A 24,464-nucleotide genomic window follows, 5' to 3' on the forward strand; every position below is an offset into this window, starting at 1 on the left:
ATTATCGTGCTACTATAGAGTATGGACGAAAATCACAGCAAGCATTAAGAAAATTTGTAACGTCCTATCTCAACCGCCCGCCGCCTTTTCCGGATTCTCTTAAATTTCAGTATATCACAAAAATCCCGGAGCCGATACCCTCAATCGCAGCGGCCCATAGCACTCAAACAAAAAATGAGGGCGCAGCCATCGCTTTACGCCCTCACAATCTCATTTACATTAACGCAGCTTTCTATGGCCTGAACTGGCTGTAGCTGTGCCCCGGCTGCATTCCGCCCCGGTAGGAGGCCAGCTCGCTCACCGTCACCAGCTGATATCCCCTGGCCGTCAGTTCGGGGATCAGGGTCACCGCGGCATCCGCGGTGGGATCGTAGATATCGTGCATCAGAATGATATCTCCGTCCTTCACCTGGCTCAGGACCGTCTCGATGGTCTTCTGCGAGTTCTTGTGCTGCCAGTCCCGGGTATCGATGGACCACATCACCGCGGGCATCCCCATGGAACCCAACACCGCCAAAGACGCGGCATCCTTATAGCCGCCCGGCGGACGCAGAAGCGTCGGAGCCACGCCGCAGACCGCCTGGATCTTCTGGTTGGTGGAACCCACCTGGCTGCGGATCCCATCCGCCCCGATCTTGGTAATATATTTGTGGTCGTAGGTGTGGTTCGCCACCTCACAGCCCTGGGCCGCCATCCGCCTGATCACATCGGCGTTGGAGTCCACCCGGGAGCCGACCATAAAGAACGTCGCCCTGCCGCCGTTGGCCTGCAGGCTGTCCAAAATCCGGCTGGTCACCGAGGTTCTGGGGCCGTCGTCAAAGGTCAGCGCAATCATCGGCCTGGAGGGATCGATCCCGGAAGCAGGCGCCGCCGCGTCGGCGGGAGGCTCCGCTCCCTTGGCCACGATGCCCACGCGAATTCCATCCACGCGAAGCCCCGCGCCTTCCTGTCCGGCTGTTGCCTCGTTCGCCGCCCAGTCGGTCCAGGACCCGTTTTGCAGGACCCGGTAATAAATATCATAGCCGGAGGCGGAATCTCCGTAAAGGCCGAAGCGCACAGCTTCCAGGGGCATCTCGCCGCCCGCGCCGCCGGTCTCCGCTCCGTCCTCAGCCCAGTCGAGCCAGCCGGAACCGCTTAAATTCACCTGATAACGCACGCCCACCTGCGCCCCTGCGGGGATGTTGATCAGGTTCGCCTTCAAGGCCGTCACCCAGCTGCCGCCGGGGGCCTGAAGCGCCGTGTTGTCCGGCTTTGTATCCGTCCATCCCTGAGGATGGAAAAAAACGCTGTAATTGATCTGAAGCGGCTGCCCCGAATCTCCCGCCGGAGGCTGTTCCGGCGTCTGAGGCTGTGCGCCCCCGTCGGTCTGAGCCTGTCCCGCGTCTCCGGCCTGAACCTGACCGCCGTCCCCGGGCTGCTCCGGCGTCTGAGCCGCCCCTCCGCCACCTGTCTGATCCTGAGACGGAGCCTGCTCCTTTACAACACCCGGACCACCCTGCTCCGCAGCCGTCTTGGCCGCTCCCACTCCGGTGGAACCCGCCAGGGCGCTCATGCCCGGCAGAGAACACATCAGCCCGGCCGTCAGCAGAACCGCCAACAGCTTTCGTTTCCGATTCGATAAAACCATTCCCACATTCTCCTTCTACTTCCAATATTTTCCAACCGGTCTCAATGTTTTCCAAAGACCTTCCGGCAAAGCAGCACATATTCATCGTAATAAAAATGTGTGCTCAGTTCTTCCAATGCATCTGCGATGCCGCAGTAATACCAGGCATGCATTTTTTTCTCCTTAACGTTAAAACGCTCCCACACAGCGTCTCCGATCACCATGTAGTCGCGCGCCGTGCTGCGCATATTGCTCAGCTTGTCCCCCAGGGCCAGAATCTTCACGTCCCGGCTGGAATCCGCCAGATGGCTCAGCGTAAATGCCTTGCGCTGTTCCCAGGACTTGCTTTTGTCCTCGCTCTCCGCCAGAACCAGCTCCTTCACGCGGTTTCCAAACCGCGCCTCCAGCTCTTCTCCCGTCACGCCCGCATCCTCCACCACATCATGGAGCAACGCCGCCGCGATCATCTCCTCCTCGTCGGTAAAGCCGGATACGATCACCGCCGTCTCCATGGGATGTACAATGTAGGGGATTGTGGTTCCCTTCCGAAAGGTTCCCCTGTGTACCCGCTCCGCAAATGCGGCCGCCTCTTCAATCATAACAATAGCTCCTTTTGCCTTGGCATGTCCTTTTGGGGTTCTCTTCCATTCTACCACAAACCGGGGGCATTTAGTAGTCCCATCTTAAACTTTGGCGCTTGCCGGGAAAAACCGCGGCGCGCCCCCGTGCGGCAACAACCCTGGCTGAGGAACAGTTACATTCTATCACAATTACATTAAGAATCACCGCAGGATTACTTTAGATTTTCTTACAATATCTGAAAGGTCAACGAATTTGCGTCATTTCCAGCAGTTTCTGGGACAGGCGGGCAATTTAATTACTTGTAAGAAGAAACATTTTCTGATATGCTATAGGAGTATTTTTACGATTACCACAGGAGGTTTTTATGAATCACCATTCATCATACAGCGCACCGCGCAGCGAGCGTTCCCTTTCCGGCGGCAGCTCCTACTCTCCGCGCGGCGGCCGCAATAAAAAGCGCAACTCTTATCCCAAACGAAGCTGGAAGGACAACCGTGTTCTGTTCACAATGGTCTGCATCGTCCTCCCATTGGTTGTGCTCAACCTGTTCATTTTCTTCCTGGCCACCTCCACGCCCAGAGTGGAACTGACCGTAGGCGACACCAAGGATTACAAGTCCCTGGACATCTCCATCAAGGTCAAGTCCCTGCTGCCCGTCAAGTCCCTGAAGGTCACGCTGGAGTCCAACGAGGTGGAGCTGGAGCGCAATAAAAATACATACACCGCAACGCTCACCAGCAACGGCGTGCTGGAGATCCAGGCGACCGGCTGGAACGGCATGAGCGCGGCTCCCATCTACGAGGCCATCTCTCCCCTGGACGATTCCTTTCCCACGGTGGACGAGAACTATACCATTGAAAACGACGTGCTCACCATTGTGGTGGACGACAGCCAGTCCGGCGTGGACTACGCGGGAATCTATGGCGTGGACGCCAACAAGCAGAATGTAAAGCCCCTCTCCGCCGACGCGGAAAGCGGGATTGTCACCCTGCCCATGACCACCGACAGCCTGACCGTATACATTCAGGACTACGCGGGCAACCAGATCTCCCCGGTCTACAGCAGACGGGTGGAGGGAATGGAGAACAGCACCTCCGGGTCCGGGGAAACCTCCGGGGATAGCGGCTCCAAGTCCCAGGAGGAATCCAACAGCAGCTCCGCTGCCAAGGAGACCACCAAAGCCAAGGAGACCACAAAGGCTAAGGAAACCACCAAAGCCAAGGAGACCACCAAAGCCAAAGAAACCACAAAGGCCAAGGAAACCACAAAGGCCAAGGAAACCACCAAAGCCAAAGAAACTACCAAGGCCAAGGAAACCACAAAGGCTCCGGAAACCACCAAAGCCCCGGAGACGACGAAGGCCCCGGAGACCACCTCCGCACCGGAAAACGGCGGTCCCCAGCCCGGCACCCTGGCCCCGGTTCAGGATCCCGCCTCCGCTCCCACCACGGCGGCCTCCGACTCCCCGGTCGAGCCCACGGGCGGCGGCGAAGAGATCATCGTCCCCGTACTTTAATTCACCAAACGCAGAGGCAAAAGCGCCCGGCGGTTCCAACACCATGGAACCCGCCGGGCGCTTTTTTCGCTCTGGTTTTATCAAATCTGGCTTCTATTTTCCGGCCGCCACAATCTGGTCGATAATGTCCACATAATCCGCGCAGTACAGCTCGTACATCGGGGAAACCGCATCCTGGAACCGCGCCTTTTCCTCCGCGGACAGCTCCGTGATCACGCAGCCCGCTTCCCGGATCTTCTGCTCCGAGATCTTTTCCCGCTCCTGCCACAGCTTCCGCTCATAGACCGCGGATTCCTGCGCGCATTCCCGGATGATGTTCTGGTATTCCGGGGACAGCTTATCCCAGGTGGACTGGGCCACCAGCTGCAGCTCCGGCACTCTGGTATGCTCGTCAATGGTATAATATCCGGCCACCTCGTAGTGCCTGGTGGACTCGTAGGAGGGCCAGTTGTTCTCGGCCCCGTCGATTTTCCCGGTCTGCAGGCCGGAGTAGACGTCCCCGTAAGCCATGGGAACCGGGTTGGCCCCCAGCGCCTTGATGGTGTCCACCATCAGCTCCGATTCCTGAACCCGGATATTCATCCCCCGAATGTCCTCCAACGTCTCGATGGGGCGCACCGAATTGTAAAAATTCCGGGCCCCCGCGTCGTACCAGGACAGCGGAATGAGGTTGGAATCCCCGAAGGAATTCATAAAGTCGTCGCCGATTTTCCCCTCCAGGACGCGCCACATGTGCTCCGGCCCGGTGTAGAGGTAAGGCATCTGCAGCACGTTCAGCTTGGGCACGAACTCCGCAAGGGGCGACAGGGACACCCGGGCGAAGTCCACGCCGCCGAACATAAGCTGCTCGATCACCGAGCGCTCGTCCCCCAGCGTGCCCCCGGCGTTGACCTGGATTTCGATCTTCCCATTGGTCCGCTGGTTCACCAGCTCAGCGAACTTGTAAGCCCCCTGGGTGGTGGGATAGTCCTCCGCCTGGTTCTCAGCGTAGGTGAGCACAAATTCCGGAACCACGGAATCCGCCTTTCCTCCCCTTGCCCCTGCGCATGCGGTCAAAAGCGCTGCGCCGCACAGGAGAAACACCGCCATTTTCATTTTCACCGCGCCTCTCCCCCCTTCTCCTGCCCCAGCCAGTCCGCCCTCTGCCTCAATATCCCCTGATCCATCCCTCGTTCCTCCAAATTCATCAGACCTCCTCACAAACCGGAATCCCGGGCAGTCTCACCCGGGCCCGGCTGCTCCGGCAAGAAACATAAAGCCGGACCCGCCGGGGTCCAGCCATTATCTCTTTACCTTTGAGGCAATATAGCTGTAAAATGCCGCCCGGTCCGATCCCAGCACCCGGTTGCTCAGCACAAATCCGTGGGTGGTGTCCGAAAAAATGACAATCATGGTAGGCTTTTTGGAAATTTTCTTCACCTTGCTCCACGCCAAAACAGCGTCCTTGTCCCCTGTCAACACATGCAGCCCTGCGTCGTCGAATCCCACCCGGGTGTCCGCCGTGATCCCCGCCGCCTGCTTCTGCGCCTTGCGGTACACCGCTATGGGCTGGATCACCGTAAACAGAAGGCTGCACAGCAGAACAAGCCCTCGCATGAGATTGCTCAGCTCCGGCCATCTGGAAATGCCCATGACGATGATCGCCACGGTGAAAATAATGTTGCAGAGTCCCACCAAGGAACCATAGGTGTAATACATGGACAGCTGCCACAGTTCGGCAGCCGTGTTCCGGTAAGTGTACTGGTATTTCATAACCGGTTCCCCTTTCGCCAATCACAGTTTCGGCCTTCAACGCCCGCCCCGGGCCGGCGTAAAAACCGTTTCTTATATAATCAGGCATTAACTCACGTTAATGCCTGATTATAAAATCATAGCGTAATTTTGCGGATTATGCAAGCCCCGCAGCCTTTATTGATAGCGTCACTTTACTTTCGGAAACAAAAGGATAGAATTCACCCATATGGCAGAACTTAGATTTGTTCTTTCTAGGTTATCATATCTTGCCCATTTTTTCTACCGCCTCTTTTCTGCTTTTTGATTTTACGTTCAGCAAACACACAACTCAAGGGTTCCTTTCAGCTTTCTGCCCTTGACTTGTGTGTTTGCTTCCCTGTACGATTGTAGTCAAGCAGAAAAAAGCCGCATTCTAGGCGCCCAGTTCCTGGTTAATCCATACGCGCATCCATTTCATACTATGCTGCTCAAGTCCGGGGAGACGCCCCCGGAGACGCTCCTGATATCTCCATCCGGCCTGCTTTTTACACACCTCCTTTTTCATCTCTATTTCTTCCTCCGACAGCGGCTTCTCTCTCCGGCGTTCTTTCTGATATGCCAGAAGATCTATGATTTTACCACCATTTTTCGTATATGCCCGTAGCCTTGACATCCGGCCACACCCCTGCTCGCTCCAGCCCATCGGACGACTGCTCATCCTCGCGCTTAGCACATGACTCACCTGGCCTTCCGCACAGCATTTCCAGTTGGCCCCTGCCTCTTCCGTCCGGATCTGAATCCCATCCCATTGGTTCAGAAAATAGCCAAGGGCACCCTCTACATCCCGATACTTCCCGCCTTCCTCTGTTATCTTCAGTATTTCAGCATAGACCTTCTGCAGCCGTTTCTTGTAGCGGCCGTTCAAGCATTCCCAAATCTCACTCTTTACTTCTTGCGCGCTGTCCAGCAGATGGGATACGGAGATATTCACATATTTCATCATATGGAACTTGTCCAGCACAAACCTCCCCTTCCCCAGCACTTCACAGCCCGCGCGAATCCAGCCAGCACCGTCTCCTGCTATGTAAACGCATTTCAAATATTCAGTATCATAATAGGTGTCTATATAGTCCCTTACCTCCTCCCATAACCTTTTGTTTGCTTCCTGTCCCTTGTAGATACCGCAGAAGTAGTGTTTCCCGGTTAGTTTGTGTCTTGGGCTCTTTGAGGTTTCCCCCGCCTCATCTACCACATCCTCATACAGGCAGATGAGTTTCGGCATGATGGTGTTGATCTTATTCCCGCGGCTGTCCTTCCCCAGGTCCCCCTTTTGGTTCCAGAACTGGGCCGCCACATGGTCCTCGTCCGCTACGATATGCAGGTATTCCAACCGCTTCTTTTCTGCCGGTGGTGCGACAGGGAGCTGGGCCTCTGTGTCATGAACCAGACGTTTTACAGTCTGTTTACTGACCTGTCCCATAAGGGGGATGGTCTGGCCTCCCTTAGCGTAACTGGTCTGTACCGCCTCTTCCAGAATGCATGCGGCTGCCCCAAGCGTGATCCTCTGATGTCCTTCAATTCCAAGGATTTCATCCAGGAGGTAGACGAATTTCCCGGTTTTCTTATCCCTGTAGCCAGTCCTGCGGAACCGGATCGGTCCCAGGATATCCAACAGTTCCTTCGATTCATTGCGCTGTTCAATGTTCCATTTTTTCTTTCGTATCAGACTTTCTCTAATCTCATCATCTATTTTTTCATACAGTTCTGCAATCAGCCTGGCCCCGAGCCCCAGCATCCGGTCATGGATATCCTGTGACAGGTCATGAGGCTCTTTATTACCTTTCAGCATGGCCGCTACGAGATTTTCAATTTCCTTGATGTCATTTTCGATAAAATGTAGTATACTATTATACATAGAAAGCACCGTCCTTTGTTGTGATCGTTTTTCGCAAATCCAATCATACCACAAAGCGGTGCTTTCTTTTTTTGTTTTTATTAGTTTACATAATTTTCCATCAACTAATTACCCGAAAGTAATGTTACGCTATTCCGTAAAACCGGCGGGGTGCGGGGCCGTTTCCGTTACTGACCACGGGTAATATCCCGCGAGGCGTTTTTTGTGAGTGGAGCGCAGCAAAAGTCACAGAAAACCCGAGGGTGGCAGCGCGAAACGGCGTTTTTTGCCGTTTCTGTGCATCGCGATGCATGTTACTGGGAACGGAGTGTACAGTAATCCGTTTCCCTATCAGTCCTGGGAATCCTTATCGTTCTCCTCCTTGGGGGCGGCCAGCTTCTTCAACTCCTCCTTCACCGTGGCCAGCTTCTTCTGGGCACGCTTGGCGGTGGAAAGTTTTTTCGGCTCTTCTTTTGCGGTGGAGAGCTTTTTCTGCTCTTCCTTCGCGGTAGAAAGCTTTTTCTGCTCCTCTTTCGCGGTGGACAGCTTTTTCTGCTCCTCCTTCGCGGTAGATAGCTTTTTCTGTTCCTCTTTTGCGGTGGAAAGCTTTTTCTGCTCTTCCTTCGCAGTGGATAGCTTTTTCTGCTCCTCCTTCGCGGTAGATAGCTTTTTCTGTTCTTCCTTCGCGGTAGAAAGCTTTTTCTGCTCCTCTTTCGCGGTAGTCAGCTTCTTCTGCTCTTCCTTCGCAGTCGTCAGCCGCTTCTGCCCCTCTTTGGCGGCGTCAGGCTTTGTCACTTTTTCGATAGCCGGCTTCTCTTGACCACCCGCGGCGTCATGCAGCTTTCCTTCCGCATTTACAGTCTCCGGCCTGGCCGCAGCCGGTTCCCCGGCTTTCGCCTTGGACGCAGCTGCTTTCTTCGGTTTCTCCGCCGTCGCAGGCTTTTCAACCTTAACCGCCCCGTCCACGGGCTCCTGCGCGGTTTTGGCCGCTGCGGGTTTACCGGTTTTTGCAGCCTTTGGCGCGGACTTTACCGCAGCCCCGGCCGCTCCGGGTTTCTTCTCCCCTTCCGCCTGGTCTGCCGCCTTGGCAGCCGCTTTCCCGGCCTTACCGGCGGCCGTTCCCGCTTCCGCCCTGGTTCCGGCTTTTTTCGTCTTTCCGGTCTCTGCCTTGCGCGCTTTCTTGGGCGCGGCCTCAGGCGTGCAGGTGAAAATGCTGACGCTCATGGGAGCCACATTGATCTCAATGGAGTTTTCCAGATCGTCCCACTCCAGCTTCCTGGACGTTTTCACCCGCGGATTGGGAGCGCCGCTGCCGCCGAACTCTGCGGCGTTACTGCTCAAAATTTCCTTGTATTTGCCCTCAAAGGGCACGCCCACGCGGAATTTCTCGTGAGCCATATTGTCGAAGTTGCAGACGAACAGCAGACTTTCCTCCGGCTTCTTCGTCTTGCGCACAAAGATGATCATGCTCTCCTGCTGGTAACTGCAGTTGATCCACTGGAAGCCCTCCGGGTCGTAATCCATGGCGTACATGGCCGGATATTTGCGGTAAAGCTCGTTGAGCGCCTTCATATAATCCTGAATCTGCCGGTGCGTATCCGTCTCCAACAGCTCCCAGTCCAGAGAGGCGTTCTCGTTCCACTCCCTCACCTGGGCGAAATCCTGGCCCATAAACAGCAGCTTTTTGCCGGGATGGCCCATCATAAACCCGTAAGCCGCCCGCAGATTCTCCGCCTTCTGTTCCAGGTCCGCGCCCGGCATCTTTCCGATCATGGACCCCTTGCCGTGCACCACCTCGTCGTGGGAGAACACCAGAATAAAGTTCTCGCTGTAAGCGTACAGCATGGAGAACGTCAGCTCGCCGTAATTATTTTTGCGGAACAGCGGGTCGCAGCGCATGTAGTTGGTAAAGTCGTTCATCCAGCCCATGTTCCACTTGAAGTCAAAGCCCAGCCCGCCCTTCTTCGGCTCCCCGGTGACCATGGGCCATGCGGTGGATTCCTCGGCGATCAGCACCGCGCCGTCCTTGCGGCCCTTGAATACAGAGCTTAAATGCTTCAGGAACTCCACTGCCTCCAGGTTCTCATTGCCGCCGTAGATGTTCGGCACCCACTCTCCGTCGTTCTTGCCATAGTCCAGGTACAGCATGGAGGCCACCGCATCCATGCGGATGCCGTCGGCGTGATACTTGTCCGCCCAGAACAGGGCGTTGGCGATCAGGAAATTGGAAACGCCCGGCCTGCCGTAGTTGTAAATCAGCGTGCCCCAGTGGGGGTGCGCGCCCTGGCGCGGGTCCTTATGCTCATACACGCAGGTCCCGTCAAAACAAGCCATGCCGTGGGCATCCCGCGGGAAATGGGCCGGAACCCAGTCCAGAATCACGCCGATCCCCTGGCGGTGCATATAGTCCATGAAATACATAAAATCATCCGGAGTGCCGTAACGGCTGGTGGGCGCGTAATAGCCCGTCACCTGATAGCCCCAGGATGCATCCAGAGGATGCTCCATCACCGGCATCAGCTCCACATGGGTGTAACCCATCTCCTTCACGTAATCCGCCAGCGGACCCGCGATTTCCCGGTAATTGTAAAATTCCGAGCCGGTGATCTCCTTGCCTTCCGCGTCCAGCTCCAGCTCCTTGCGTTTCCAGGAGCCCAGATGAACCTCGTAAATGGACACCGGGCCGGTAAACAGCTCGTCCTTCGCCCGTTTCTCCATCCAATCCCGGTCCTGCCACTGATACCGTCCGATATCCCAGACCACGGAGGCCGTGTCAGGGCGCAGCTCCGCGTAATTGGCGTACGGATCGGCCTTCAGCATGGGGAGTCCCGCCTTGGTCTTGATCTCATACTTGTAAATCTGCCCCGGCTTCAGGCCGGGAATAAACAGCTCGAAAATGCCGGAGTCCCCCAGGAGACGCATGGGATGGCGGCGTCCGTCCCAGAGGTTAAAATCGCCCACCACGCTGACCCGCATGGCGCAGGGCGCCCAGACTGAGAAATAAACGCCTTCCACACCCTTGACAGTCATGGGGTGCGCGCCCATTTTCTCGTAAATCCCATAGTGGATGCCCGCGTTGAATTTCTTCAAATCCTCGTCCGTGTACTGCGGCCCATAGGAGTACGGGTCATGGATTTCCTCGGTGGAGCCGTTGTCATAGGTCACAATCAGCGTGTAAGCCGCCATGCTCTTGCGCGGGATCAGCGCCGCGTAAAATCCGGCCTCGTCCGCCAGCTCCATGGGGTACTTGCGGCCCGTGCTGGTGATCTTAACTGTGATAGCCTGTGCGGTGGGAATCAGCGCCTGCACCAGCAGACCGGAATCCGTCAAATGGGGACCCAAAAGCCCGTGGGGATTGTTTCCTTCCGAATATACCAATTCCTCAATCCCAGCCCAATCCATCAAATCATATAAAGTTTGTTCCATAATTGGAGCCCCCTTTTCTTTTTTTATTCTCGCGATCAATCAAAATGCGTCCGGCCCTCAAAGGGTGTCGGCCCTGTCCTTTATATTCTGCTGAAAATTAATAATATCATGCTCGTACTCCTGATCCATGTAGGAGGAGGTGATCATGAAATCCGCGCTGGCCTTGTTGTTGGCGATGGGAATGTCGTAGACCTGCGCGATGCGCAGCAGCGCCTTCACATCCGGGTCGTGGGGCTGCGCGGTCAGCGGATCGGAGAAAAAGATCACGAAATCGATCTTACCCTCCACAATCTTGGCGCCGATCTGCTGGTCTCCGCCCAGGGGGCCGCTGTTGTAGCCCTTCACCGGAAGTCCGGTGCTGTCCGTGATCATTCTGGCCGTCGTCCCTGTACCGCAGAGAAAATGCTTTGCCAGCACCTCCCTGTGCTCCTGGCACCAGTCGATCAGCTCCCGTTTCTTTTGGTCATGGGCAATCAGCGCTATATTTTTCTGTTTTCCAATCGTCATGGTTAAATAGTCCATAGGTCCATCCTTTCTGTCTGCAGGTCCTCTACTCCGTCACTGTGTTGGTGATGCTGCCGATGCCCTCGATGCTGCACTCCACCACGTCCCCGGGCTTTAAGAATCGGGGCGGGTCAAAGCCCATTCCCACCCCTGCGGGCGTGCCGGTGGCGATCACCGTGCCCGGCTTCAGGGTCATGCCCTGGGAGAGCTCGCTGACAATGTGGTCGATTCCGAAAATGAGCAGGTCCGTGTTACTGTCCTGGCGCAGCTCGCCGTTCACTCTGGACTGTACCTGTACCTTAGGCGGATAGGGAAGGCTGTTCACCGTGGCGATGCAGGGACCCATGGGTAAAAATCCGTCCAGGCTCTTTCCGAAATACCACTGTTTGTGCCGTGTCTGAAGGGTTCTGGCGCTGACATCATTGATGATGGTGTAACCGAACAGGTAGTCCTTCACCTGTTCCAGCGCCACATTTTTCGCCTCCTTGCGGATGATGACCGCCAGCTCCGCCTCATAATCCAGGTCGGCGACGATATCGCGATGGCTGGGAATCCCTTCCCCCGTGGCCACCGCCCGGTCCACCCGTTTGGAAAAATAGATCGCGTAAGGGCGCTCGCCGCCGAAGGCCTCCTTCTTGAAGCGGGCCGATTCCTCCGCGTGGGCCATGTAGTTGATTCCCAGGCAGATCACGTCCTGAATCGGATTGGGGATGGGGGCCAGAACCTTCACCTCGCTCCAGGGCGCGGCCCCTTCGATCCGGCTATTCTCCAGGCCGGAGGCGTGCTCTAAAAGCTGCAGTTCCGAATCGCTGATATGCTCGATCACCTCCTGCATGGTGGTGTAATCCATGCCGAGGGACTGCAACGGATAGATCCACTTCTCATCCTGGCTCACCACGCCCAGCTTCACCTTACGTTCAATTTCATATGTTACCAGTCTCATGCTGTCCTCCTGCTTTTTGTCCGGCTTCGTCCGCTTCCGGCCTGCCGCCACTTCCAATTATGATTTTTTGTATTTTCTACTTTATCACATTTTTCCGAATTTTTCTATGTTTTTGGCCCTCTTTCTTGAAACAATACAGCTTGCGCTTGTGTGAGAAGTATTGTAGTGGGAATAGTTGAATTTATCAGACAGATCGGTCTGGAGACGAATCGCGGAATACGCTTCGGTGTGAACGCCCGGTTTTTCCCGGCGGAACCACGGCCCCGCCGGAGTATCAAACGGCAAATGAAAAACTCATCGGTTACTTCGGTTTTACCCTTTATTCCACGCTCTCGCGGAACATTTTAAAGGACTGGATCACCAGTGTGGGGGCAAATGCGGCAAAGCCGATGGTCAGAAGCTGGTACAGCCCCAGGTCGGCGGCTGCAAACATGACCTGCAGGCCCGGCACAAACAGCACGGCGGCCAGCAGGACCACACCTAGCTCAAAGGCCATCAGGCTGTACAGATTACTGCCAAAGCCCAGGTGCAGAATCGAATGACGGCTGCGGCAGTTGAAGCCGTGGAACAGCCGGGCCAGGGTCAGGGTGGAAAACGCCATGGTGCTGGCCTGGGCCGCGCCGCCGGTGGATAGCCCTGTTCGGTAGGACCACATGGTGGCAAGGGCGATCAGGCCGCCCTGCAGCAGAATATCCCGCACAAAGGTGCGCGTCAGTATGCCCTCCCTGGGATTTCTGGGCGGTTCCTTTAACAGCCCTTCCTCCGGCGGCTCCATGCCGATGGCGATGGCGGGCAGGGAGTCCGTCAGCAGGTTGATAAACAGCAGGTGCACCGGCGCAAAAGGCATGGGCAGGGCGCTGAGGGAGGTGTAGAGCACGCAGAGGATTCCGGCCATATTTCCGGACAGCAGGAACTGGATGGCGTTCTTGATGTTGCGGTACACGTTGCGTCCGTTGGCCACCGCTTTGATGATGGTGGCGAAATTGTCGTCCGCCAGAATCATGGAGGCCGCGTCCTTGGATACCTCAGTGCCGGTGATGCCCATGGCCACGCCGATATCCGCCTTTTTTAAGGCCGGAGCGTCGTTGACCCCGTCCCCGGTCATGGCCACAATGGAGCCGCGCTTCTGCCAGGCGTCCACGATACGGATTTTATGCTCCGGGGAAACCCGTGCGTACACGGAAATGGAATCCAGACGGCGGGACAGCTCCCCGTCGTCCATGGCGTTTAACTCCGCGCCGGTGAGCGCCTGCGCTGTTTCATCCATAATCCCGATGCGCCGGGCAATGGCCATGGCCGTTACCTTGTGGTCCCCGGTAATCATCACGGTGCGGATTCCGGCCCGGCGGGCGTTCTGCACCGCGGCCCGGGACTCGCTGCGGGGCGGGTCCATCATCGCTACCATGCCTAAGAAAATCAGATTTTCCTCCGCCCGCGCCTTTTCCCCCGGAATCTCCTGGGCGGGCTTGCAGGCAAAGGCCAGGACCCGCAGGCCCTGGGACGACCAATTCATATTCTGGTCCACGATCCGCCGCCGGTCCTGGGCGGTCAGCGCGCGGGAAGCCAGAGCAGCGCTCTCCCCACCGGAGCCGGGCCTGACGGCGGATTTGGCGCTTCCCGGGTTGGCGATGCGGTCGCAGCGGTCCAGCAGCACATCCAGCGCGCCCTTCACGAAAATGATCTGGCCGTCCTCCACCTGGTTTTTGGTGGACATCAGCTTGCGGCGTGGGTCAAAGGGCAGCTCCCCCAGCCTGGGACAACGGGCGCGCACCAGTTCCGGCGCCACCCCAGCCTGGACCGCCATATGTAACAGCGCCAGCTCCATGGGTTCCCCCACGTCCCTCGCCGTCTGGCCATCGGGGTCCGCCGAGGCGTCGTTGTTTAACACCGCGCCGTAAAGCAGCAGGCGCACGTCGGGGCGGAAGGCATTTTCCCGCAGCCAATCCATATCCCGCTCCCGGTGATTGAAACAGGCGTATTCCACCTCCATTCGGTTCTGGGTCAGGGTTCCCGTTTTGTCGGAGCAGATCACGGACACGCAGCCCAGGCTCTCCACTGCCTTTAAGTCCTTGATAATGGCGTGCTCCCGGGCCATTTTCTGGGTACCCATCGCCTGGACAATGGTGACGATGGAGCTGAGGGCCTCCGGGATGGCGGCCACCGCCAGGGCCACCGCGAACATCAGGGCGTCCAATACCTGGGCCTTCCGGTAAAGGCTCAGGGCAAATACCACCGCAGAGATGGCGATAATCGCAGCCGCCAGCCGTCCGCTGAACCGGTCCAGGCTGATCTGCAGGGGGGTCTTATGCTCCTCGGTCCCGTTCATCATGGAAGCAATTTTGCCGATCTCCGTGTCCATCCCTGTGGCCGTGACCACCGCCACGCCGCGCCCGCCCGTGACCAGGGAGCCGGAAAATACCATGTTCACCCGGTCCGCCAGCGGCACGTCGTCCGCCGGACCGCCTTTATCCACAGCCCCCCGTCCGTTCCGGCGCGTTTTCCCCAAAACCGTGTCCTGTTTATCCACGTTCAGTGACTCTCCGGTCAGGGAGCTCTCGTTGACCTGCAGGCCGTACACCTCGATCAGACGGGCGTCCGCGGCCACCAAATCTCCGGCCTCCAGGAGCAGAATATCTCCCGGCACCACCTGGGAGGAGGGAATGTCGGCCTGCCTGCCGTCCCGCCGCACCCGTGCCTCCGGCGAGGACAGGGATTTCAGGCTGTCCAGGGACTTTTCCGCCTTCTGGTGCTGCACGGTTCCCAACACCGCGTTCAGCAGCAGCACCGCAAAGATCACGCCCGCGCTGCCCGGGTCCCCCGTCACCATGGAGATTCCGGCGGCCACGATCAGGATAATGACCAGCAGATCCTTAAACTGTTCCAGAAACACCTGCCACCACTGTTTGCGCCCGGCCTCCTCAATCACATTTTCCCCATATTGCTTCAGCCGCTCCTTCGCCTCGCGGCTGTCTAATCCCTGTCCGCCGGTTGTAAGCTGCGACATTGTTTCCTGTTTTGACAGCCTGAACCAATCCGCCATGTCGGTCTCCCCTTTTCTCTTATTCTCGCGGAAATGTTGAGCCAAAGTCAGCTTTCCCTGACTCCGGCCTCTGCCCGCGGGGTCAAATACTCTGCCAAACGCCGCCGTCCGCCTGATTTCCGGCGTCCCCCGGCGCAAAAATGCCCCCGGACATACTCACCGTATGGCCGGGGGCACTCGTTTGGATGCACCGGTCCTCTGGCGGCGCCAGCGGACCGGTGTTCCGAGTACCCACTCTAGTTTATGTGGGGTGGGGATTCATTATGACAGGGGGGAGGGACGGGGACCCGGGTGGACCGCAGTGAACGCTCCGTTCCCGGTGCCTCCGTTTCCGCTCTCACCCCTTAGCCGCCATCAGCTCCGACAGCTGCTCCAGGACGTTGGTTCCGCCGTTTAGGGTGATGCCGCCCACCTTGTCGCAAATCCTCTCCAGATACTCCATCTCCTTCAGCTTGAACAGGGTGCGGTTCTCATCCATCAGCCGGGCGGTATTCAACAGGCTCCTGGTGGACGCCACCTCCTCCCGGCGCATGATCACATTGGCCTGGGCCTTCTTCTCAGCCACCAGCACCGTGTTCATAATCTCCCTGATCTCGCCGGGCAGGATGATATCCTTGATACCCGCGCCCGTCACCTCCACGCAGAACTCCTCCTGCCGCTCCCGCAGCTTTTGCAGCACATACTGTCCGATCTCCTCCTTCTGTGCCAGCAGCTCATCCAGGCGGAACCGGCCCACATACTCCCTGAGCACCAGCTGGGCGCAGGTATAGAGCTGTCCCGAGGCCCCGTCCACCATCTTCACCAGCCGCTCCGGGTCCGTGATGCGGTAGCTGCACACCACATTCAACCGCACCCCCACCTTATCGGCGGTCAGAATCTCCTGACCGGTGATATCCAGCTGCTGGATCTTCATATTAAAGATCTTGCCGGTCACCTCACGTCCATAGTTCCAGAAATAATAGCTGCCCGTCTCCAGACGCTTCTCCAGCCTGTTATCAAAATACAGCAGGCCCACCTCGCCGTCTTTTACCACAATCTTCTTATAATACTTCATGGGCATCAGATCGATGTACATCCGCGGCAGAACCTTCTCCATACAAGGCTCCGTCATATCCACCATCTGAAAGGTATTTTTCTCAAACACGTTCCAGAACAACGCCTCCGGCCCGGTCAGCACCTCCTTGAACGCCTGATTCACGAACCGGATCGCCAGGCAGGTATCCGGCACCTCCACCTTCACCACCCGCGCGGAAAACTCCTGATCCCCCATCAGAATATCCTCCGGGATACCACAGGTTTTCACCAGCCCCGTCATGGGCACCACCTGGACCTCATAGCCCAGCTCCTTCATAAACCGATACTTACCGGCCGTCAGCAGGCGCACAAACCGGCCGTTCTTCATCAAATATCCGCACTCCTGCTCCTTGATCAAATACTTCATTTCCATTTCCCCTTTATTCCTAAAACTCCACAGCGGCAAATTCCCATCTCACCGGCGCGCCCGGCGTCTCCCGCCGTCCCGCGCCTGGCCGCTGCGATCCATTTCCTGTTTACAATTCACAACCATTTCTATAAATATGTTGGAAAATATCCCTGCCCCGCCCCATCCGCAGGCCGGGGGCCGGCACTTCAGGCTCCGTTTCCGGGTAGAGGGAGGAGAATTGAGGGAGCAATTCCGGCGGTTTCCCCGCCCAGAGAGCCCCGTCCAGGGCCCCGGGCAGTTTCCCGCCCACAAGCTCCATCCGGTCCCCCGGGCGTTTTCCCGCCCTGCACTCCTGTCCTCACAATTCCCCCACCCATTCCGCCTCGATTCGGCAGCCGGTATCCGTACCGGCGCTGGCCGTCCCGCGGACCGCTCTCCCCAGGTCCCCGCAGAGCAAATGCTTTGCGGCTGCCGGGTCTAAGCCGGAGCGAAGGCAGTTCCATTTCCCTGGTTGTCGGCATTTACGCAATGCCAGCGTTTTGTTAGATGATTGCTATACCACTTAGCTACATGTCCTCAAACATGGTGGGATTTGAACCCACGACAAATCATTATCTTGGCCCGGACCACCGGTATACCGCCCGGCAAACGCCTGCGGCACCGCAAGGGCTCCGCCAACCGGAAAACCCTACGCCTCAAGAGCAGCCCGCCCGCGGCAGCTGGAAACGTTCGTCTCAGCCACCATTTATATAAAGTTTCCTTTATATCACCTCAAACCGCAGCCTTCCGGCCGCCTAGTACATCGTAAATTAAATAACTGCACTATTCGCTGAGAATGATTTTTCGAGAGTGCAGGTGCAAAAACGTAGGCGTAGCGGGCTACGTTGAGGCTTTTGCACCTGTGCTATCGGAAAATCAGGCCAGCGAAGAGGGTAGTTATTTAATGGACGATGTACTAGCCCTTGACCACACCGATGGTCTTTAACCGTTTCACCGGCACCACCAAATCCGTCTGATCCTTCATCACCGTCTCAATGTCCTTATAGGCGAACCGGCTCTCCTCCGCCACGTCGCTCTTATTCTTCTTTCCAAGAACCACGCCCTGGGTATTCAAATCCTGGATCACCTGTTCACAGCTGAACGCAGACATCGCGCCCTTGCGGGAATACCGTCTGCCCGCCCCATGAGAAGAAGAACAGAAGCTCTCCGGGTTTCCCTTCCCCATCACCACATAGCTGTAGGAGCCCATGGCCCCGGGGATCACGGCCAATTCGCCGTTTCTCGCCCGTACCGCCCCTTTCCGGTGCACCCACACATTCTTATCATAGTGGTTCTCCAGCGCCGCATAATTGTGGTGGCAGTTGATATCCCCGGAAAATGTCAGCTCAAAATCCGTATACTTCCCGATCCATTTCTCAAGAATCGCCTTCACCGCCAACATCATCTTCTCCCGGTTCTCCTTGGCAAAATCCATGGACAAATTCATCCAGTCCAGATACCGTTTCCCCTCGCTGCTGTCCGTAGGCAGAAACGCCAGCCGGTACTCATCCGGCACCTGGCTGTACCACCGTTTATTCAGCTCCCTTGCCTTAAAATGGAAATAATCGCAAACCGATTTCCCAAAATGCCGGGACCCCGAATGAACCATCACCGTCAAAAACCCGTCATCGCTCTCCTGCAGCTCAATAAAATGATTCCCGCCGCCCAGCGTCCCGATCTGATAATACCCCGCCTCCAGCTGTCCCAAAAGCTCGGCGTCCTGCTCATACCGATCCATCTCCTCAAAAGCGCAGTCCATCGTATAAGACGGCATCATCATCTTGTGATGTGCAAATCCCACCGGCACATTCCGCATAATATCGCCGATCATAGCCTGCACCAGATTCCCGTTCCCGGTCATCACCTGCCGAATCTCCTTTACCGGAATATTCGTCTCCGTATAAGCCATCCCGCAGCCGATATCCACGCCCACCGCATTGGGAATCACCACATCCTCCGTGGCAATCACCCCGCCGATAGGCATCCCCATCCCCGCATGGGTATCCGGCATCAAGCAAACCCACTTATGCAAAAAAGGAAGCTTAGCCAAATGGCGCGCCTGTTCCAGACAACTCTCCTCCAACACCCCCGGTCCCTCCAGCCAAACCCTGACCGGAACCTTAAACTCTTCCTTCTCAAACATGACAAACATGCCATTCACTTCCTTTCTCTCTCTCAAATCTGTTATGCCTACATCATAGCGGATCAAACTGGTAAAATCATCTAAAAAAAGTTGCGAACTCAAAAAAGTCCCCGCTTCCAGAAAACTCCCGGAAGCAGAGACTCTTATTTCTTCATAAACCATAAACACCAGCAATTTCGTCCCAATCCCCACCGGCCCTCTCCACCCCCCAGCGGGTGAGAGCCAGAAAAGCGGGGCTGGAGGCGACATTTGGAGCGGTTTGGATAGACTTAGGCGGCGGGGGCCGGAAAAGGCGGGATTTCGCAGGGCGTACAACGCCCGGAGAAAGCGGAGGCGGAGGGGCAGGCATCAGGCCTGCGCCGGAGCTCGGAGCAGTGCCCGTCTTTTCCGGCCCCCGGCGCCTTAGTCTATCCTAGCCGCGGAAACCAGGAGCCTCCGGCTCCGCTTTTCTGGCTCTCACGAACGGATGCATCACGCCGCCCTCTGCGCCTCCTTCTCCTCCAACGCCTCGCTCTCACTATCATCCACCCGCTTTGCCGTAACCGTTTTCCACGCATGCAGCGCCAGCGCCACCGCGATAACCGCATAACACGCAAACACCCTGAAATACTCTCCCAGCTGCGCATTATCAAACAGATTCTTACCCGCAATCGGCGAAATAATAAACATGGTATGGAACAGCAGCGCCCCCAGCACCGCCTGCCCGATGGTCGCCTTTTTAATCGAAGCTCCGCCCACCAGCAGCGCCGCAATCGCAAACGTGCCCACGTTCTCATGTGCCGTATACGTCGTAAAATTGCCGATATCCTGAATAAAAGTCAACTGCCCCAATCCGGCCAGCAGCGTGGAAATCATAATCGCCGTCACCACCGGCACATCCGTAAACTGCAGCGCAAACAGCACCGTCTTCGACGCAGCGCATAGAACCTTAAACGCGGCCAGAAGCGCCGCGGTCAAATACAGCTTGTACTGCCCCGCCCAGCGTATTTTCTCACGCTTCACGCCAATCTTATACGCCAGCACCGCCGCCTGAACCGCCAGCAGGACAATCAAGCCCCACCCAATCGCCTGATCCAGCGACATGGACCACATCTTATTAATAGCCCCTTTCGTATCCGCCTCCAGGTTAATGGGCGTCGTCAGACCGATCCCATTGGTCAGAAGCAGCGTCTGGTTTTTAATCGGAATCACCGGCCCGCACAAAAACATAAACACCAGGTCATAAATCCCCTTGGCAAAAAATCCCAGAATCATACCGGTGATCATCTCCTGCCCCTTGGTCTGATTGAACAGACGCCCGGTCAGATTGCCGAACAGCAGCGACAGCGGAATGCTCACGATAAAGGACACCATCAGGCAGGCGAACCCGGATACCGAGAAATTGGTGGCCACAATGATCCCGATCTGCGCCGACATCGCCCCCAGCACAATGCTGAAGTTCAGTCCCATGCCCGCCCACACCGGCACCAGCAGAGCCAGAATCAGAATCAGATTGCGGAACAGACGCGTGGAAATCTCCCCCACAATAAAGGACAAGGGCTGTTTTGCCAAAATAATGCCCGCCACGCAGATGATGCAGAACAGGATGGTCACGGCGTTGTTGATCAGGAGCTTTTCCAGAAAGACCCCTGCTTTGTGTTTTTTCTCATTCCCCATTATCGTTTCCCTCCTTGCATACGGGATAAGGCATATAAAATGATGCCGTTGCTGACGATGGTGCGCACCACCTCGGACAGGTTGCCCTCAGGAATCAGGCTGTTGGCCACCGGTGTAGCGATGGTCAGCATACTCTGAAACATAATGGTTCCCAGCACCACGTTGAAGATAGAGATACGGCTGGGAGTCGCCCCTCCGATCAGCACCGCCGCGATGGCCGGAAACGCCATCATCAAAGGCGCGTTGTAGAGCTGGTAAAATCCGAAGCCCTGGGCGTAAATGATGATGCCGATACCGCCGAGCACAGTGGAGAGAATGGTCGCCATCGTGCGCATATTGTCCACCTTCACGCCGTTGCTGCGGGCGAAATTGGGATTGGAGCCCGCCGCCTTCATCATCAGCCCCAGGTGGCTTCTCATAAACAGCCAGATGAGGAAACAGAACAGTCCGATCACCAGGATCAGCCCCACCGGAATCTCCACCCCAAACACCTTAAAGGCGAACAGATTGTTCAGCGCCCGGTCATACCAGGCTTCCAGGGTGATGGTGGTCCGCAGCCCGTCACCGATGGGCCAGACGATGGAAGGATGATTAAATGGCAGGATCAGCCATCCGATACACATCAGAGCCACCACCGAAAATCCGATGTAGGTGGACACCATCATCTCGCTTCCCTTCACCCGGTTCACCAGCTGGCTGTAGGCCCAGCCCGCCGCCACGCTGAAGGGCACGGAGATAGCCATTGCGATAAAAATGCCGCCCACGCCCGTCATGTTGTATTGCAGACTGATCATACCGGCCAACAGCCCGCACTCGATCCCCAGGGGCAGCGCGAAGTTCATGCCCGTGCCCGCCATGATGCCCGGCACCATAGCCAGGGACAGGATCATATTGATGCCCACCCGGACGATGCACTGGGAAAATGTCAACGGCGCCGGAATTCCCAGCACAAACATCATCATAATCAGAAGAAGCAGGAACGCCATGATGATCAGGCGCGGAAATCCGAAGGATTTCAGTGAATTCTTAACAGCGGTCATGATGGGTCTCCTCCTTTTTCTCCCGACATCAGCAGCGCAAAGTCCACATTCGGGGCGTCGGGTTTCAGTATTCCCTGAACCACACCGGAGCCGATGATGGCGATCCGGTCGCAGATGGTGCGCAGCTCATTTAACTCGCTGGAGGTCATCACAATGGTGATCCCCAGCTCCTTGTTGATCTTCACCAGGTAATTCAGCAGAATCTGCTTGGCCCCGATGTCGATTCCCCTGGTGGGCTCGGACACGAACAGCAGATCCGGCTTGGTGATCAGCGCCCGGGCCATGCAGACCTTCTGCTGGTTGCCGCCCGAGAGCCGCCCCACCAGCTGTTTGGAGCCGGTGCAGCGGATATCCAGCTCCCCGATCATCTCCTCCACGGTCTTCTCCGCGCTCTTACCGTCAAACAGGCTGAAAAATCCATACTTTTTCAGAAACCTCCGGTTCACCTTCATATCTGTATAGACCATATTGAGGGCGATCGATTCGTCCAACAGCAGGCCCACTCCCTTGCGGTCCTCGGACACAAAGGCCATGCCCTTGTTCAATGCCTCGCCCACCCGGGTAAAGGCCAGCTCCTGCCCGTTATAGCGCACCTTGCCCCTGGCCGGATACATGCCGAAAATACCATTGGAAATACTGGTCTTGCCGTGGCCCGCCAGACCGCCGATGCCCAGTATTTCCCCTCTGCGCACCTTTAAGGACACGTCCTTCGTCCGCTCCCCGGGCATACTCACGCTCAGGTGCTCAATGTCCAGGATAATATCGCTGTTCTCAAAGCTGCGGTTCACATTGATCATGCTGTCCGCCTCCAGCTTGCGGCCCACCATCAGCTCCGCGATCTGGTTCTTGCTGGTATTCTTCGTTTTCTCGTCAAATACCATCTGCCCGTCCCGCAGAATCACCACGGAGTCCGCCAGGGTCATCACCTCGTCCAGCCGGTGGCTGATGAAAATGACCGCGATGCCCTCGTCCGCCACCTGGCGGATACATTTGAGGAACCGCTCCGCCTCGCTCTCCGTCAACACGGCGGTGGGCTCATCCAGAACCAGAAGCTTTAAATTGCTCTTGTCGATCTCCCTGGCAATTTCCACAAATTGCATATGTCCCACCGGAAGCTTGTCAACCGTCACTTCCGGATTGATTTCCATTCCAAGTTTGTGAAGGGCTCCGGACGCCTCCTCCACAATGCGGGGATTGTCCAGAAGCTCGAACCGTTTTCCCGCCACCCGGCTCACCAGGTTGGGTCTAACGTTCTCCCGGTTCAGCTTAATGTTGCGCGCCACCGTAAAACCCGGCAGCAGCATAAATTCCTGGTGTACCATGCCGATTCCCAGCGCCATGGCGTCCTCCGGGGACTGGACTTTCACGGGTTTCCCCTCAAAAATGATCTCCCCCTCGTAACCGCCGGTCTCCTGTATCACATTCATTCCAAATAAAATATTCATCAGCGTGGACTTGCCGGCCCCGTTTTCACCTGCCAGCGCCACGATTTGTCCCGGGAAGATCTCAAAATCCACGCCGGACAGCACTACATTTCCCGAGAAGCTTTTCTTTACATTTTTAAAATGGAGGAGCGCCTGCTTGGCCATATAAAACCCTCTTTCTTTTCCGATTCGTACATTAACTGCCTCAAACGCGGAGACTGCCTTCCGGCCGGAAGGCAATCTCCTGTTTTTACTCTGTTGCCGTTTTATTACAGGGTGATGAACTTACCCAGCACCACGAAGAAGTTGTCATAGGTCTTTCCGCTCTCGATGTCCTCGTACACCCGCACGCTCACGTCGCCGCCTGCGAAGTCAGAGAAAATCTGCGTGAAATGCTCCATGTCCGCGCGCTCGGTAAAGGTGCCGTTGCAGTAATCCATGGCGTACTGAACCGCGCAGTTGATGAACATGGTGTGCATGGGAGCGCTCCATGCGCCCATGCGGCCCGTCATGTTGTTTTCAGCCAGCTTGGCGCTGATCTGATCTCTCATGTAGTCCACATCGCCCTTGTGATCCTCCGGCACCTCGATTCCCAGTGCACCGGGGAAGGCGTAGAACACGCTGGGGTTGTCGGGCATGGGGTAAATGGCTCCGGCCTCGAACACGGCCTTACACATGGGCTCCTGCTGCCCCGCATTGGTTCCGAAGAACGCGGTGTCGGCTCCGTACTCCTCCACCTTACGCGGCACATCCTCCAGGATATACTGCTGGGTTGCAGCGATTCCGGCGTCGCTCATGGGGTCGGGGGAGGTTCCGTCCACAAACTTCAGTCCCAGCTCCTCACATTTTGCCTTCATGTTGTCGTGACGGGCAATGTTTAAGGGCTGCGCCATATGGCGGGGGAAGGAATAGTGCACCACCGTGGTAGCGCCCATCTCAGCGGCTGCTTCCGCAACCGCGGTGCCCATGTTGGCAACGTCGGGATGGAACACAAGGTCAGCAGCCGCACAGATCACGTCCGGGGACTCGCTGGGAACGCCTGCTAACAGCAGGATGTCCGGGCGTTTCTCGCGCACCTTTTCCATTGCCGCCGCAGTTCCTTCCATAGCGGTGTTGCAGATAATGGCCTTCACATCCGGGTCGGCCGCCAGGGACAGGGCGATGGAGATGGTGGTCTCCTGCTCGCTGGCCGCCTTGTCCGGGAAGGTCTGGTGGATAATCATATCGCCGTATTTTTCCTTTACGGCCTCGGCCGCGCGGTACTCCTCCTCGGCCTGGGAGACCGTGGAGGTCAGGATGCCGATCTTAAAGTTGGCCGCCGGAGCCTCGGTTGCCGCTTCGCTTCCCGCCTGGCTCTCTCCGCCTTCAGCCTTGGAGCCGGCCTCGGTCTGGGCCGGTGTGGTCGCAGGCGCCTGTGTGCTGCCGCCCGAGGAGCCGCAGGCTGCCAGAGACAGTGTCATTGCTGCAGCTAATACCAGTGATAATGCTTTTTTCATGTTTTTTCCTCCGTTTTTT

16 protein-coding genes are annotated in these 24,464 nt (G+C 56.8%); 1 reads left to right on the forward strand and 15 read right to left on the reverse strand.

The annotated features are described in order from the left end of the window. Positions 1–232: 232 nt before the first annotated feature. Together ACK2JC_RS11005 and ACK2JC_RS11010 are read right to left on the reverse strand one after the other, a co-directional pair. Positions 233–1,627 (reverse strand): polysaccharide deacetylase family protein, encoded by a 1,395-nt coding sequence (locus ACK2JC_RS11005; protein ID WP_107435625.1) that lies wholly within the window; start codon positions 1,625–1,627, stop codon positions 233–235. Between the two features lie 41 nt (positions 1,628–1,668). After that, on the reverse strand, positions 1,669–2,205 hold the full coding sequence (locus ACK2JC_RS11010) for an HD domain-containing protein (RefSeq protein ID WP_092369684.1): 537 nt from the start codon (positions 2,203–2,205) through the stop codon (positions 1,669–1,671). A gap of 347 nt (positions 2,206–2,552) precedes the next feature. Between ACK2JC_RS11010 and ACK2JC_RS11015 the strand changes: the two genes are divergently transcribed. Further along, positions 2,553–3,704 (forward strand): hypothetical protein, encoded by a 1,152-nt coding sequence (locus tag ACK2JC_RS11015; RefSeq protein WP_166434571.1) that lies wholly within the window; start codon positions 2,553–2,555, stop codon positions 3,702–3,704. 93 nt (positions 3,705–3,797) lie between these two features. Here the strand turns inward: ACK2JC_RS11015 and ACK2JC_RS11020 are convergent, their stop codons facing one another. From ACK2JC_RS11020 to ACK2JC_RS11080, 13 genes are all read right to left on the reverse strand, one after another. Then, positions 3,798–4,799 carry a TRAP transporter substrate-binding protein gene (locus ACK2JC_RS11020; protein WP_276949387.1) on the reverse strand — a complete coding sequence of 334 codons (1,002 nt, stop codon included), beginning with the start codon at positions 4,797–4,799 and terminating at the stop codon, positions 3,798–3,800. A gap of 186 nt (positions 4,800–4,985) precedes the next feature. Then, entirely contained in the window at positions 4,986–5,456 is a 471-nt protein-coding gene (locus tag ACK2JC_RS11025; RefSeq protein WP_118755112.1) for a YcxB family protein, read from the reverse strand. Between the two features lie 394 nt (positions 5,457–5,850). Beyond that, complete coding sequence (locus tag ACK2JC_RS11030) at positions 5,851–7,332, reverse strand: ISLre2 family transposase (protein WP_411337599.1); 1,482 nt, start codon at positions 7,330–7,332, stop codon at positions 5,851–5,853. A gap of 330 nt (positions 7,333–7,662) precedes the next feature. After that, complete coding sequence (gene glgB / locus ACK2JC_RS11035; protein WP_320936540.1) at positions 7,663–10,737, reverse strand: 1,4-alpha-glucan branching protein GlgB; 3,075 nt, start codon at positions 10,735–10,737, stop codon at positions 7,663–7,665. Between the two features lie 57 nt (positions 10,738–10,794). Beyond that, positions 10,795–11,259, reverse strand: a complete 465-nt coding sequence (locus tag ACK2JC_RS11040) for a methylglyoxal synthase (protein WP_007719333.1) — start codon at positions 11,257–11,259, stop codon at positions 10,795–10,797. Positions 11,260–11,287: 28 nt separating this feature from the next. Next, complete coding sequence (locus ACK2JC_RS11045) at positions 11,288–12,184, reverse strand: fumarylacetoacetate hydrolase family protein (RefSeq protein WP_368272041.1); 897 nt, start codon at positions 12,182–12,184, stop codon at positions 11,288–11,290. Positions 12,185–12,503: 319 nt separating this feature from the next. Further along, positions 12,504–15,224, reverse strand: coding sequence for a cation-translocating P-type ATPase (locus tag ACK2JC_RS11050; protein WP_227167779.1), 2,721 nt, complete (start codon positions 15,222–15,224; stop codon positions 12,504–12,506). Between the two features lie 337 nt (positions 15,225–15,561). Next, the gene (locus ACK2JC_RS11055) at positions 15,562–16,665 is read right to left on the reverse strand and encodes a slipin family protein (RefSeq protein ID WP_320936542.1); all 1,104 of its coding nucleotides are present in this window, start codon (positions 16,663–16,665) and stop codon (positions 15,562–15,564) included. 937 nt (positions 16,666–17,602) lie between these two features. Further along, on the reverse strand, positions 17,603–18,838 hold the full coding sequence (locus tag ACK2JC_RS11060; protein ID WP_107435616.1) for an RtcB family protein: 1,236 nt from the start codon (positions 18,836–18,838) through the stop codon (positions 17,603–17,605). Between the two features lie 462 nt (positions 18,839–19,300). Beyond that, positions 19,301–20,485: an ABC transporter permease gene (locus ACK2JC_RS11065; RefSeq protein WP_368272040.1), complete on the reverse strand. Its 1,185-nt coding sequence runs from the start codon at positions 20,483–20,485 to the stop codon at positions 19,301–19,303. Further along, positions 20,485–21,525 carry an ABC transporter permease subunit gene (locus tag ACK2JC_RS11070; RefSeq protein WP_092371884.1) on the reverse strand — a complete coding sequence of 347 codons (1,041 nt, stop codon included), beginning with the start codon at positions 21,523–21,525 and terminating at the stop codon, positions 20,485–20,487. The genes ACK2JC_RS11065 and ACK2JC_RS11070 overlap by 1 nt, the downstream gene beginning before the upstream one ends. Further along, positions 21,522–23,114: a sugar ABC transporter ATP-binding protein gene (locus ACK2JC_RS11075; RefSeq protein WP_320936544.1), complete on the reverse strand. Its 1,593-nt coding sequence runs from the start codon at positions 23,112–23,114 to the stop codon at positions 21,522–21,524. Before ACK2JC_RS11075 ends, ACK2JC_RS11070 begins: the two co-directional genes overlap by 4 nt. A gap of 104 nt (positions 23,115–23,218) precedes the next feature. Continuing rightward, the gene (locus ACK2JC_RS11080) at positions 23,219–24,445 is read right to left on the reverse strand and encodes a DUF3798 domain-containing protein (RefSeq protein WP_092371882.1); all 1,227 of its coding nucleotides are present in this window, start codon (positions 24,443–24,445) and stop codon (positions 23,219–23,221) included. Positions 24,446–24,464: the final 19 nt, after the last annotated feature.

The organism is Enterocloster lavalensis (assembly GCF_046603895.1).
Classification (GTDB): domain Bacteria; phylum Bacillota; class Clostridia; order Lachnospirales; family Lachnospiraceae; genus Enterocloster; species Enterocloster lavalensis.